This window comes from Pontibacter diazotrophicus, assembly GCF_003367245.1.
Taxonomy (GTDB): Bacteria; Bacteroidota; Bacteroidia; order Cytophagales; family Hymenobacteraceae; genus Pontibacter; species Pontibacter diazotrophicus.
In genome coordinates this window covers 1-13,516 of the sequence record NZ_QRGR01000056.1, presented here as the reverse complement: position 1 = coordinate 13,516, position 13,516 = coordinate 1, and the positions used below count along the sequence as shown (strand labels likewise).

Genomic DNA, 13,516 nt, shown 5'->3' with positions numbered 1-13,516 from the left:
CTCGAGCAGACCTTCCTTGCCTTCTAATAATCCTTCTACACTTACCTCCATCCTGCAAAGCTACAGCTACTTATAGTTTCGCACAACTCCTTAGCCTGACGGCTATGGTGTTTTCACCAGCAAGCAAATTTGTCTAAGCTTCCGTAGTGACAGCTCATCCAGTGCCTCATAATCAACCTTTTTCATTGATATAACTTAGCGCTCCACGTCCGCGAGGGCGCGTTTTCCTGTTCAGCGCTGTGTAACTGAAGCTGCCTTCGCTCTGCTCCGGCTGCCTCACTTCGTTCGGCACCGCAACATTTACAAGGCGCCTCACATGAAAACTGGAAATGATTTTCGCTTCGAGCTACCTCATCATTATTAATTGATGAGTGGTTGTCGCTTTGCGATTCCCGTTTCTTCTGTCCTGCCAACTTCTGCTATTGCGCAGTATACCAAATACCTTAATTATACCTATCCGGTGAGAAGGCATCTATTAGTACAGATGCTTTCCTGTTCATCAGTTCTTCTGTGAGCAGTTTGCCTGTAGCCGGGGCCAGGCTAATGCCCATCATGCTATGGCCGGTTCCGAAAAGCACATTGCTCCAGCGCTCGGTAAATCCAATGTAGGGCAGGCCATCCGGTGAGCAGGGACGCAGGCCACTCCATACTTCTTTCTTTTCCGGAAACTCACACGCAAAGCCTCCATAGTACTTTGAGATAGAATCGTGGATTCCTTTCACGCGGTTCAGGTTGATGTTTTCGCTGTCATCTGTGATTTCCATCGTGCCTCCAAACCGCACTTTATCGCCGAAAGGGGTTACGGCTACACGCGCCTCCGTGAGTATGGCCGGGCGCTGAATGGCTGGTGTGTTATTTACCAGAAAGCTGTAGCCTTTACCACCCAGCATGGGCATTCCGATTTTAAGTTTCCGGGCCACTTCACCGGACCAAGAACCAGCCGCGATGACCACGTAATCACCAGAATAGTCGCCTTGGTCTGTCACGACAGATTTAACCGTTTTGCCAGAGAAAGCAAAATCCAGCACCTCTGCATTGGTTACAAACTTCACTCCTTTGCATTTCAGGTGCATCACCAGGAAAGTATTCAACTTGGCAGGGTTCAGATGCGCATCACCCGGAAAAAACACTCCGCCCAGTACATCCATGCCTGCATTGGGCTCCAGCTGCTGTACTTCCTCTTTCGAAAGCACTTCTGCCTCCAACCCATGCTGCCCCGCCAGCTGTGCGAATTCCACTTCCTCATGTGCTGCGGCCTCAGTTTTGTAAAGCATGAGCAGGCCTTTTTCTTCCAGCCCCAGGTCAATTGCGTTGTGCTGCTCTCCCAGCCTCATGTAAAGGCCTTTGCTGAGCAGACTCAGGTTCTTCAGGTATGGAATGCTGTACTCCACATGCTTTTTAGTGGCAGACTTGTAGAAAAGCATACACCACTGTGCCAGGCGCAAATCAAGCTTTGGGTGAATGTAAAAAGGACTTGTAGAGGAGAACATCCACTTCAGTCCTTTGGTGATGATTCCGGGAGAAGCCAGCGGAACAATGTGGCTGGGCACGATCATGCCTGCGTTTCCGATAGAGCAACTGTTAGATAAATCTCCCTTATCCAGAATCGTAACTTCAAAACCTTCTTCTACTAAATAATAAGCAGTAAAAAGACCTATAATACCGCCCCCGACTATAACAACTTTGCTCATATTATATCACTTGAAATCCGTGTACATAAGGATCTTCCTCGTCCAGGTAAATCGTGTTGAGGCCTGTTATAATGGCCCAACCCTCAATGCCCGGAACTATAGCTGGCTTATTCCCTACGCTGGTTTCTGCCTCTATCGTACCTTTAAAGATGGAGCCGATATAGCTCTCATGGATAAACTCCTGCCTTGGCTTTAGCAAGCCTTTTGCATACCATTGCGCCATACGCGCCGAAGTACCGGTGCCGCATGGTGAGCGGTCAATGGCCTTGTCGCCATAGAAGACAGCATTACGTGCCGTAGAGGTAGGATGTAATGTATCGCCGGTCCAGAGAATGTGTGACAGGCCTCTTATCGTTTCGTTCTCGGGGTGCACGAAGGTATACTTTTCATTCATGCGCTTCCGGATAACGCGGCTCCAGGAAATCAGCTTATCTGCTGTGAAATCCTGCAGGCCCGGGAAGTTTTCCTGCGGATCTATTATTGCATAGAAATTGCCGCCATAGGCTACATCCAAGGTAAGCTCACCTAAATCAGGGCATTCGATTGTAAGCGCCTCGGCCTCTAAGTAGGAGGCTACGTTTGTCAGCTTTACCGTCTTTACTTTGCTACCCTCCTGCGTATAGGTCACTTTTACCAGTCCTGCAGGTGTCTCCAGGCGCAGTTGCCCTGGTATTTTAGGAGTGATTAATCCTTCTTCCAGCGCAATGGTCACAGTGCCAATCGTGCCATGGCCGCACATCGGCAGGCAGCCACTTGTTTCTATATAAAGCACCGCAATATCATTGGCCGGGTCGTCAGGCGGATAGAGGATACTGCCGGACATCATGTCGTGGCCGCGTGGCTCGAACATCAGGCCTTTTCTAATCCAGTCGTACTCCCGCAGGAAGTGTTGCCGCTTTTCGCTTATATTGGCTCCTTTTAGAACTGGCCCACCACCGGCCACCAACCGGACCGGGTTACCACAGGTATGGGCGTCGATACAAAAGAACGTTTTTCTTGCCATGGAAATCCTATAAGCTATCCTTGGTTAACTGCCCGTTTATTGTGCGCCAGATCGACAGCGTGTTTGCATCTTTAAGCTCCTCTGGAAGCAGTTCCTGCGGTGCTGATTGAAAGGTAATAGGTCGTGCAAAACGCTTGATGGCATACGTACCGACAGAGGTGCTGCGGCTGTCGGTGGTAGCAGGAAAGGGCCCGCCATGCGTCATGGCATGCGACACCTCAACGCCTGTCGGAACGCCTTCAAAAAGCAGGCGCCCGCATTTCTCACGGATAATATCTGTCAGCGTCTCCGCCTGCCGGAGTTCTGATTTGCTTCCCCATAGGGTACAGGTCAGCTGCCCCTGTAATTGCTCCGCTGCCTGCTCTAGCTCTTCTAGGCCATTATAGATAACCACTAAAGTGAAAGGCCCGAAAATTTCCTCCTGCATTTCCGGATTTTGCAGCCACTCTTTTACAGATGTTTTGGCCAGGGCTGCTTTGCCTGTCAGCACATCTTCGTCTGGTGTCACCAGTTTTTCAATGCCTCCATGAGCGACTAATTTATTGAAGCCTTTGTAGTAGTTCTCGCAGATGCCTTCGTGCAACATTTTATCACCTGCAGCCTCTTCCAGTTTTTCAGAGAGCCTCTCCAAAAACACAGTTGTACAGTCCGTTTCCGGGTAAAAGATAAGACCGGGATTTGTACAGAACTGCCCTACGCCGAGCAGAACGGACTGCGCCGCCTGATCAGCTAATTGCTGGCTTTCTGCTTCGGCTTTTTCGGGTAGCACCAAAATGGGGTTTATACTTCCCATTTCGGCATAAACAGGAATGGGCTGCTCCCGCTGGCATGCTAAGTCGTATATAGATTTCCCGCCTTTGTAAGAACCTGTGAAAGCAACAGCCTTTGTTTTCGGGTGCCTTACCAGTTCTTGGCCTGCTTCTATACCGCCGCTCACATGCTGAAAAACAGCCTCTGACAAGTTGCAGGTACGCAAAGCTTTTTGGATAGCGCTGTATACTAACTGTGATGTTTTAGGATGCCCCGGATGCTCTTTATATACGACCGTACAACCCGCTGCAAGCGCAGAAGCCGTATCTCCACCTGCAGTAGAAAAAGCTAAGGGAAAGTTGCTAGCCCCAAACACAGCCACTGGCCCGAGGGGCAGCAGTATTCTGCGAAGATCCGCTCTTGGTAAAGGGCTGCGGTCAGGCAAAGCAGTGTCAATGGTAGCCTCCAGCCAGGCTCCCTCCTCCAGTAATTCAGCAAAAAGTTTTAGCTGGTTCATCGTCCTTCCACGTTCACCCGTCAGGCGGCCTGCAGGCAGGTTAGACTCCATACTTGCTGTCTGTATGAGATCATCACCAAGTGCTTCTATCTCGGCAGCAACTTCTCTTAGTAAACTAGCCTTCGTACTGGCTGAAACTTTTTTATATATTTTGAATGCTTCTTCTGACTGGAGAAGTACTTGTTCAATTGGCATATCCTACAATTAAAATTACAATTCGTGTAAAAATCTTGCGGGCTTAAGCTGCCTATAGCATGCCCAAGCCCACAAAATATACTTATAAACTTCATTTTTAATATGATAGAAAACTCTATCATATTATTTCAATCTATTATTCGGCAGCAATCTCATCTTTTAAAACACTTTGCTTCTGATGTGCACCCTGAAAGTCCTCTAGCTGTGGCCTTGTCTCGAGGGCCTGCTGAATGATGTGGAGCACCTGCTCGCGCTCCTCGCCCTCCAGCGGCAGCCGCGGTAGCCGCACCTGCTCTGTGCCCAGCCCCGTGTGCACCTCGGCCAGCTTGATGTTCTGCACCAGCTTGGGGTGCACATCCAACTCCAGCAGCGGGAAGAACCAGCGGTTGAGCTTCACCGCCTCCTCCAGCCTACCCGCCTTCACCAACTCGTAGATGGCCACCGTCTCGGCGGGGAAGGCGCACACAAGGCCCGCCACCCAGCCGTCTGCCCCCAGCACCAGGCTCTCCAGGGCCAGCGTGTCCACGCCAGACAGAATCCTGAACCTGTCGCCGAAGCGGTTGCGCATCCGCGTGATGTTGCCCACCTCCCGCGTCGACTCCTTCACCGCCTGTATGTTCCCGCACTCCACCAGCTCGGCGAACATGTCCAGCGTCACCAGGATGCGGTAGTCGATGGGGTTGTTGTATATCATGATGGGAAGGTCAGTGGAGGCGGCCACCGCCTTGAAGTAGGCCACCGTCTCCCGGGCGTCTGCCTTGTAGCGCATGGGCGGAAGCAGCATCAGCCCGCTGGCCCCGTTCCTTTCGGCGACGGCTGCCGCCTCGATGGCACCCGCCGTGGTCTGCTCGGCGATGTTGAGGATGACTGGCACACGGCCCTCCACGAAGGCCACCGTCTCCCGCACCAGCACCGCCTTCTCCTCATCGCTCAGTGTGCTGGCCTCCCCCAGCGTGCCGCCCAGGATGATGCCGTTCACGCCGGCCGAGAGCTGCGCGTTGATGTTGTGGAGAAAGGCGTCGATGTCGAGCCTGTCGTCTGATGTGAACTTGGTGGTCACTGCCGGGAAAACTCCCTCCCATTCTACTCTCATAAGTCTGATTGTTTTGTTGTAGATGACATATTTTTCCCTCGCTTATTTAACTATTTAAGCTTTGGTGATGTAAGCGGGAATGTATGATTACAGGTGATACGAAGCCTGCGTTTGAAGCTCTGCTTATAAGCTGATATATGCTCTCCTGTTATAGGCAAAGCTAACACGTTACCCGCTCCTTTATTTTCAGTATTTCACCCTTTCGTAACACTATATTACCACCGTATCCTGTTTTACCCTTCATTATCGGGTAATATTGTTGTAAATCAACATAAACAAGACAAGGAACCCTTTCTTAAATTACAATTTCTTAGTAAAGAATCAGACATTATTAGCCTTTATTTTTGCCTGGAGAAAAGAAAGACTGTGCTTTAGTGAATGCAGCAGAATCTCATTTATTTCTCTCCCTTTGTCTTAGCATATAGCACCTGCTAACTCAAAACCCGCACATTACTTTATAATTTGGCAGATGAATCATCGGCAGCTTTTTCCCACTCCGGTGGTTCCACCCCGAGCAGGTGCTTAACGAAGAAATCCCGCCGCTTTTGCTCACCGTAATTCCCGCCTGAGGTATGTCCTGCCCCGGGTATCATCAGGAAGTCAAAGTTCTTGTTTGCCTTTATCAGGGCATTGACCAACTGCAGTGTGGAGGCAGGGTCTACGTTATCATCCATTTCTCCCAGAATCAGCATGAGTTTGCCCTGCAGTTTATGTGCGTTCTCTACGTTGGAGGAAGCTGCGTAGTGAGGGCCGAGTTTGCCCATCCACTGCTCATTCCACCATATCTTGTCCATGCGGTTGTCGTGGCAGCCAGAGGAGGAGACAGCTACCTTGTAGAAGTCGGGGTGGAAGAGCAGTGCACCTGCTGAACTCTGCCCACCGGCAGAGGTGCCGAATATACCCACCCGGTCGGTGTCCATGTAAGGGTACTTCTGGGCCGCCGCTTTTATCCAAGCCATCCTGTCGGGGAAGCCGGCGTCTTTCAGGTTCTGCCAGCACACGTCCTGGAAAGCCTTGGAGCGGTTGGAGGTGCCCATTCCATCCAGCTGTACCACAATAAAACCTAATTCCGCCAGCTCATGCAGATGGCGGGAAGAACCAAACGATTTAGGTACAAAAGAACTGTGGGGCCCGGCGTAGATATACTCGATAACCGGGTACTTCTTTGCCGGGTCGAAGTTGCTGGGCCGGATAATGATACCCCAGATATCTGTCTTGCCGTCTCTTGCCTTGGAAGTGAACACCTCCGGGGCCTTCCAGCCCGCCGCATACAGCCCTGCCGTGTTCGGCTTTTCCACCTCAAGTACAACCTTGCCGTCGGCAGCATTTCGAAGCACCGTGACAGGCGCCTTATCTACCCTGGAATAACTGTCTGCAAAGTATTTGTGGTCCGGCGAGAAAGTAGCTTTATGGTTGGCATTCTCCGTGGTAAGCGGCACCAGACCGCTGCCGTCGAAGTTTACCTTGAAGTATTGTATAAAGTACGGGTCCTGGTTCTGCTCCCTGCCACTGCCAGCGAAGATGATGCTCCGCTGCGCCTCGTCCACGTGCACCACCTCACGCACCACCCAATCGCCTTTGGTTATTTGGTTCTTCACTTTACCCGTCTCTCCGTCGTAGAGGTAGAGGTGGTTCCAGCCGTCGCGCTCCGAGGCCCAGACAATCTCCTTGCCGTCGGCTACGTCGTGGCGGTACTTCTTGCCGCTGTAGTCGATAAAGGTCTTGCTTTCCTCTTTGATGAGTTCCTGTACCGCTCCTGTCTGCCCGTCCACTTCCAGCACCTTATAGGCCTGGTGCCCCCGCTGGTTGTACTCCAGGGTGAAGGCGCGGCCGTCTTTGCGCCAGCTCGGGTTGGAGAGGCTGTACTGCTCACCGGGGCCAAAGGGCGAAGGGTCCACGCTTACCTGTTTCTTTGAATCGAAGAGGAAGAGCTGCGGGGACTTCTGTGGCAAAGCATCACCTGGCTTCAGGTAATGGCGCGTTTGTAATTTAGGCTGCAACTGGTCCTCCGGCGACGACTCCAGCAGGTAGAGCAGGTGCTCCTGCCCCGGGCGCACTTTGTTGGTGGCCAGCTTCTTTGAGTCAGGGGACCAGGAGATGTATGAGGAGTAGTGTTCTCCTGAAGAGCCATCGTAGCTCAGCTGGTATTCTTCTTTGCTCTTGTTGTGATCAGAAGGTTTAACGTAGACGTTGTAATTTTTGATAAAGGCGACCCACTGGCTGTCGGGCGAGGCAACAGGCTCGTTACCTAGTTCATCCCTGGCCCCTCCCCAGTACCTGTTCGGCCGTTTCTCTGCCTCTCCCTTCTCGCGTAGCTTGTAGGACCCCAGTGACAGGCCCCATGCTTTGCCCCCATGCTCGAAACCCAGTTCTTTCCCTTTATCGGAGAAAGTAATAGAGGAGAAAGGCAGTTTGTAAGGAGATACCTCTTTGCCCGTAGCCGCAGAGAGTATTTTGGCCAGCCGCTCCTGGTTAAAAGCCGACTTTCTGGTGCGCTTCACGGCGTCCACCAAGACAAATTCTTTGCCACGCGGAGTGGTATTGATGTACCAGAACTTCTCTTCTCCTTTAAGCCAATGGAAACTCCTGGGGGCATTATAGATTTTGCTCTCCATGGCTTCCTTCTGCACCTCGGCCCGCCGGTAATCCTCCCGCGTGCCCTGCCCCATCAGAGAGGGTGAGCAGCATAACAACAGCGCGACGAGCAGCCATGAATGAAGCGTAGTAGCGCGTGCCAGTGCCGGAATATTAAAATTCACGCCAGTAGAAGTGCCAGGTGTATCCATAGGTTTTCTGCTTATGGGTTGATGCTTTAGCAATAAGCACCTAAAACAGGTAAAACACCTTCTGCATACTAACCAATCATGATACTATGTTAACCTCCATGGAAATAATGGCGCACCTCAGTGTAAGATGCCTGTTCATGACTCAGGGTACAAGAGAAACCTCGGCAGCTTCTACATAAAAGTTAGGATCAACTTTTAAGGAATTCTTCCCTTTGTACCCTTTGAGTTCCTGCCAGTTTGTGGTGGGTTCCAGCCACTTTTCTTTGCCGTTCAGGAAAACTTTCACTGGCATATTAAATCCTGCTACGCTGTTGCCCCATCTATACCTGAGTTTATTACCGGCAAACTGGTACTCCAGCTTTGGGATTCTGACATCGCGTAAGTATTGCTCAAAAAAGGCAGAGAGGTCGCGGCCGGTGTGTTTGCTGAGGTAGCTCTCAATTTGCTGCGTCGTCACGGTCTGGTGGTAGAAGTCACGGTTGAGGCCGCGCAGGATATCCCGCCACTTTTCGTCGTCGTTCACCACCTGCCGCAGCGTGTGCAACATGTTGCCTCCTTTCGGGTACATGTCGCCGGAACCACGATAGTTTACATCATACTTGCCTATGATGGGCTTATCGTTTTTAATGCCTTGCCGCGTACCCATCACATACTCATTGCCGGCTTCCTTACCATAATGGTAGTCTACAAAGAGGCCTTCGGAGTAATTTGTGAAGCTTTCGTGAATCCACATATCCGCAATGTCTTTGTAGGTGATGTTGTTGGCAAACCATTCATGCCCGGACTCGTGGATAATGATGAAATCAAATTTCAGGCCCCAGCCTGTGCCGCTTAAATCTCTCCCTCTATACCCGTTCTGATACGCATTGCCATAGGTAACGGCACTCTGGTGCTCCATTCCGAGGTAAGGAACCTCTATGAGTTTGAAGCCGTCCTCGTAAAAAGGGTAAGGACCGAACCAATGCTCAAAAGCCTGTAGCATACGCGGTGCATCTTTAAACTGTGCTTTGGCTTTGTCCAGGTTTTCTTTCAGCACATAATAATCAAGGTCCAGCTCTCCCTTCTCGCCCTTATAGGTTTCTGAAAAATGGGCATAGTCGCCCACACTGATGTTAACCCCATAGTTGTTGATAGGATTGGAAACAAACCAGTGAAATGTTTTCGTACTATCATTTCGCTCTTCAACTCCCCGGAGTTTACCGTTCGACACATCCATCAAATGCTTCGGTACGGTTACACTGATTTGCATACTGTCCGGTTCGTCATACATATGGTCTTTGCAGGGCCACCATAAGCTAGCGCCGTCGCCCTGGTTTGAGTTGGCGATAAAGGGATTCCCTTGCGCATCTTTTTTCCAGGTCAAGCCACCACTCCAGGGAGGATTTTCACTTACCACGGGCTTGCCTCCGAAGAAAACATCCAGCTTATTAACCTGCCCTTTTCTTTGATCTTCGCTTATTTGAATAAAGTAAGCATTACCATCTCTTTCAAAGCTTAGCTCTTTCCCGTTCTGTACCACTTTTTCAATGCTCATCGGCGGTTGCAGGTCCACCTGCATCAAACGGCCTGGCTCCAGCACCTTATACTGTATGGTATTGACTCCCCGGATGGTGCTATCGCCGGGGTCTACATTCACATCCAGGTGATAGTATGTCAGGTCCCACCATGCCCTTTCTTTTGTGATAGATCCACGCAAGGTATCCTGGCGTGTAAATTTAGGGGTTTGGGCATAGGCACCAGTTGCGCCTGCAATCAAGAGCAGCACACAGCATGCTTTGGCAATCATCTTATGTAGCATTGTATCTATTTCTTTGAAAGTGTTTCAGGTCGTAGGTTTTTATGCCAGGGCCGGGCTTACGCACCTCCCGTTTTCCAGTTGAATCACCTTGGTTACACATTCCGGTATTTCGTGCTGGTAGTGGCTTACATATATCAAGGTCATGTTACCGGCTTCGCATATAGCATTAATTAAGCTTTTGAAATGCCGCTGCTGCCCAGCATTAAACCCATGGCAGGGTTCATCGAGAATGAGCAGGGGCGGATTCTTAACCAGCGCGCGTGCGAGCAGGCAGAGGCGCTGTGTCGTTGCTGTTACGCTGCTGAAAGGTTTCGCGGCAAACGCCTCTATTTTAAACATCTCCATCCAGCGCAACGCGATGGCTTGTTTTGCAGCGTCGCTTTCCTGAAAAAGCCCTAAGGAATCATAAAAGCCTGACTCAATAACGTCGCGGCAGGATTGTCCGCCAGGGAAATATTGAAACAGCTCAGGAGAGACAAAGCCTATGTTTCGCTTTATGTCCCAGATACTTTCCCCGCTTCCTCTTCTCCTGTCGAAAAGCGTGATGTTATTGGCGTAAGCCTGCGGATTGTCTCCGTTTATCAAACTTAACAAAGTAGATTTTCCTGCGCCGTTATGCCCCACCAGCGCCCACTTCTCCCCTTGCTTCACTTCCCAGGAAATATTATCCAGCACCGTTTTGTCGCCATACTTAATGGATACGTTTTCCATCTTAACTATCACTTCAAAAGACGGGGTGGCCGTTGCAGAAAGAAGAGACGTGAGATCCGCTTTATCCAGCGCCACCGGCTGCACACTTTTTTGCTCGCCAATGCTGAGTTCGTTTTTCAACATCGTATTCACTTCCTTTCCTTTATTCCAGATGGCAACATGGGTGATGGCATCAGGTATTTCATCAGGGGAGGTGATCATCACAATTGTTATTCCAGAATTGGTGATAGCTGTTATCAACTGGTTAAAACTTTGCCTTGACTCTACATCCAGCCCTGACAAAGGGTTATCCAGCAGCAGCACAGACGGGTTGCGCAGCAGGGCAGCAGCCAGAAGCACCCTTTTCGTTTCTCCATTCGAGAGCTTTATCAATTCTTTATCCAGGAGATGCTGCAGCCGTAACGCCACCACTACCCTATCCAACGTCCAGAAGGGGCTATCAGCAAAAGGTATGATTTCAGAAAGGTGTTGCTGCACGGTAGGTGCGTCTACGGCATAGGCCGCGTTGTACCGTTGCTGGTAAAAAAAGGTCTCTTTACCGGATAGACTTGAGAAACTGTGTCGTGATGAAACGAAACTAACAGGCTTTTGCCATAGAAAACGGGGGGACTGCGCCGGGTTCTCCTGTTGGTACTGCTCAAAAAAGCCAAAGTGTGCCTTCCCGCTTACGATAGGAACATTTCCTGCAATCGCGTCTAACAGTAAGTGTTTTCCTGTTTCGTTGTCGCCTATTAGTACCCAGTGTTCCCCTTTCTTTATTTCAAAAGTAGTATTGTTCAGAACAGTTTGCCCCTGGGAACGAACCGCTATATTTTCGAAAGACAAAATAACGTCACTCACTTTCACGCTGTTTTTGAATTATAGTAGGTCAAGACAACACTCCCATTTATAAAACTCCCCCGCCTTCATACTACTCCGTCGGGAAACCTTAACCACAAGAAAGCATAAATATCCGGAAAGCCTACAACTACTTTAATGGAATTGAGAGGTTTTACTGTAGTCTTTTTCAGACAGCCATTGCTTTTTGGAAGACCTTCGTACTGGCGAATGGTCATACAACCCAATACAGAGCACCTACTTTTCCTGTTGTAGAAGATGTCCATATGCTTAAAATATAGCCAGCTTGTTCTGGTCTTTGGTTTTGAACGATTCATGGTACACCACCTTGAGCTTTCATCATTTTGAAAAAGCTCTCTGCTACCTCCTTATTCCTTTTTTCCTTAACTTATGGGTAACATTGTTGTAAATCAACAAAAGGAGCCATGAAACCCGTACACTTTCAAATACCCAAAGCCTCAGGCGAAACCATACGCGTGCAGTATGAGGAACAGCCTCACTTTTACGATAACCTTCATTTCCACCCTGAAGTCCAGATTATGTTTATCTGCGAGGGTTCAGGAACGCGTTTTATCGGTGATAGCATTGGCAGCTTCAGTTCAGGAGACATTTTGCTCCTGGGTCCTAATCTTCCGCACGTGTTCCGCAACGACAAAAAGTACTACGAGGAAGATGCCGGCCTTGAAGCCAGGAACATCTCCCTGTTTTTCCAGATGGAATCGTTCGGAGCACCTTTCCTTTCATTACCTGAAGTCTATCCTCTTCATAAGCTGCTGCTCGCCAGCAAGCGGGGCCTTCGTATCAAGGGCGAAACAAAAAAGCAAGTAACGGCCCTGGTCGAACAGATGCTCCACCTGAAGGGCTTTGAGCGGTTCATTCAGCTTTTCAATATTCTCAACCTGCTTTCGTTGTCCAAGGAACTGGAGCCGCTTTCCTCCGTGGGCTTCGACGGACCGCAGAACGACACCGACAGCAAGAAGATCAACGATGTGTTCAAGTACATTATGAACAATTTTTCGGAGGAGGTGAAGCTACAGGAGGCGGCTAACATCGCCAACATGAGCGTCAATGCCTTCTGCCGTTATTTCAAGCAGCACACCCGCAAGACCTTCTCCAGTTTCTTAAATGAAATTCGCATCGGCCATGCTTGCCGGCTACTGATAGAGGACAGATGGAATATTCGGGAAACGGCTTTAGAGTCTGGCTTTGATAATATTTCCTACTTCAACCGTCAGTTTAAGGAAATTACCTCCTACACCCCTTCAGAATATGTAAAGCTATACAGGGAGAAATACCCCTCCCCGCTGCCTTTAGCCTAAGGTTCCGCTACGAAAGAAAACTAGCTTCTTATTCTCTCTAACATTACAAAACTTATCCGGAACAATTGTACAGTCCCCATTAATCAGAACTATTTCGCAACAGCTAAAAACAAGTATAGCTGCCACTTAAGGATGGCAGCTATACTTGTTTTTAGCTATGGAACGTGGATTATCAAAGATGGCTTCTGAAATACAGCGGATACAGAAATCCTGTTACAATTGTTTACCCCCTGCACGTATGCCATTCTAAATTAATCAGGCTGCCACACCTGTCAGCCTGCCCTTCTCTTTATGACTTTAAGACCCCACTGAACCCGCACCTGCCTTTTCCATTGTAAACTCCGGCATCTGCATGATTTTGCCTCCCTGCATGGCCGACTCGTGCGCCAGGATGCCCACGCAGGTGATGTTGGCCGACTGCCGGGCGTTCGGGTAAGGCTCCCGCCCCTCCACCAGCGCGCTCACAAACTCGTGCACCAGATGCGGGTGCGAGCCGCCGTGCCCCGCCCCCTGGATGAAGGACAGGTGCTGGTTGTCGTCCGAGTCATACACCCCCGCCTGCGTAAAGTTCTGAATCTCCTCCGGCAGCAGGTGCGCGTAGTCCGGAATCTTCACCCGCTCCGGCGTCTCGCCTGTGTGTATCACGCTGTCCTCGTGCTCTATCTGCGTCCACTCAAAGCTCTTCTTCGAGCCGTACACGTCGAAGCTCTCCCGGTACTGCCGCGCCGTGTTGAACAGCGAGCGCGTCACCTCCGCCGACAGGTCCGAGTCGCGGAACTTGATGTGGCAGGTCTCGATGGCGAAGGGGGAGCCGTA

Annotated in this window: 9 protein-coding genes; 1 reads left to right on the top strand and 8 read right to left on the bottom strand. The window is 50.2% G+C overall.

The window, feature by feature from the left end; translation table 11 throughout:
- Positions 1-443 precede the first annotated feature (443 nt).
- The 7 genes from DXT99_RS26205 to DXT99_RS26175 form a co-directional block, all read right to left on the bottom strand.
- Positions 444-1,691, bottom strand: coding sequence for an NAD(P)/FAD-dependent oxidoreductase (locus DXT99_RS26205; RefSeq protein WP_115568564.1), 1,248 nt, complete (start codon positions 1,689-1,691; stop codon positions 444-446).
- Position 1,692: 1 nt separating this feature from the next.
- The gene (locus DXT99_RS26200; protein ID WP_115568563.1) at positions 1,693-2,694 is read right to left on the bottom strand and encodes a 4-hydroxyproline epimerase; all 1,002 of its coding nucleotides are present in this window, start codon (positions 2,692-2,694) and stop codon (positions 1,693-1,695) included.
- Between the two features lie 7 nt (positions 2,695-2,701).
- Entirely contained in the window at positions 2,702-4,156 is a 1,455-nt protein-coding gene (locus DXT99_RS26195; RefSeq protein WP_115568562.1) for an aldehyde dehydrogenase (NADP(+)), read from the bottom strand.
- Positions 4,157-4,292: 136 nt separating this feature from the next.
- A complete protein-coding gene (locus DXT99_RS26190; protein ID WP_115568561.1) occupies positions 4,293-5,249 on the bottom strand; it encodes a dihydrodipicolinate synthase family protein in 957 nt (318 codons plus the stop codon).
- 455 nt (positions 5,250-5,704) lie between these two features.
- Entirely contained in the window at positions 5,705-8,035 is a 2,331-nt protein-coding gene (locus DXT99_RS26185) for a S9 family peptidase (protein ID WP_394851352.1), read from the bottom strand.
- A 142-nt stretch (positions 8,036-8,177) separates the two neighbouring features.
- Positions 8,178-9,833, bottom strand: a complete 1,656-nt coding sequence (locus DXT99_RS26180; protein ID WP_394851351.1) for a M1 family metallopeptidase — start codon at positions 9,831-9,833, stop codon at positions 8,178-8,180.
- A 39-nt stretch (positions 9,834-9,872) separates the two neighbouring features.
- Positions 9,873-11,384 (bottom strand): ATP-binding cassette domain-containing protein, encoded by a 1,512-nt coding sequence (locus tag DXT99_RS26175; RefSeq protein WP_115568565.1) that lies wholly within the window; start codon positions 11,382-11,384, stop codon positions 9,873-9,875.
- Positions 11,385-11,806: 422 nt separating this feature from the next.
- Between DXT99_RS26175 and DXT99_RS26170 the strand changes: the two genes are divergently transcribed.
- Entirely contained in the window at positions 11,807-12,700 is an 894-nt protein-coding gene (locus DXT99_RS26170) for an AraC family transcriptional regulator (protein WP_115568559.1), read from the top strand.
- A 297-nt stretch (positions 12,701-12,997) separates the two neighbouring features.
- On the opposite strand, the gene DXT99_RS26165 is transcribed toward DXT99_RS26170, so the two are convergent.
- Positions 12,998-13,516 (bottom strand): Gfo/Idh/MocA family oxidoreductase (locus DXT99_RS26165; RefSeq protein ID WP_246001064.1); only part of this gene is annotated, 519 nt, incomplete at its 5' end.

Bases quoted from the DNA above. Each gene is read 5' to 3' on its own strand.
- DXT99_RS26185 (WP_394851352.1), bottom strand. From the start codon at position 8,035: ATGGATACACCTGGCACTTCTACTGGCGTGAATTTTAATATTCCGGCA.
- DXT99_RS26180 (WP_394851351.1), bottom strand. From the start codon at position 9,833: ATGCTACATAAGATGATTGCCAAAGCATGCTGTGTGCTGCTCTTGATT.
- DXT99_RS26190 (WP_115568561.1), bottom strand. From the start codon at position 5,249: ATGAGAGTAGAATGGGAGGGAGTTTTCCCGGCAGTGACCACCAAGTTC.
- DXT99_RS26170 (WP_115568559.1), top strand. From the start codon at position 11,807: ATGAAACCCGTACACTTTCAAATACCCAAAGCCTCAGGCGAAACCATA.
- DXT99_RS26205 (WP_115568564.1), bottom strand. From the start codon at position 1,691: ATGAGCAAAGTTGTTATAGTCGGGGGCGGTATTATAGGTCTTTTTACT.
- DXT99_RS26200 (WP_115568563.1), bottom strand. From the start codon at position 2,694: ATGGCAAGAAAAACGTTCTTTTGTATCGACGCCCATACCTGTGGTAAC.
- DXT99_RS26195 (WP_115568562.1), bottom strand. From the start codon at position 4,156: ATGCCAATTGAACAAGTACTTCTCCAGTCAGAAGAAGCATTCAAAATA.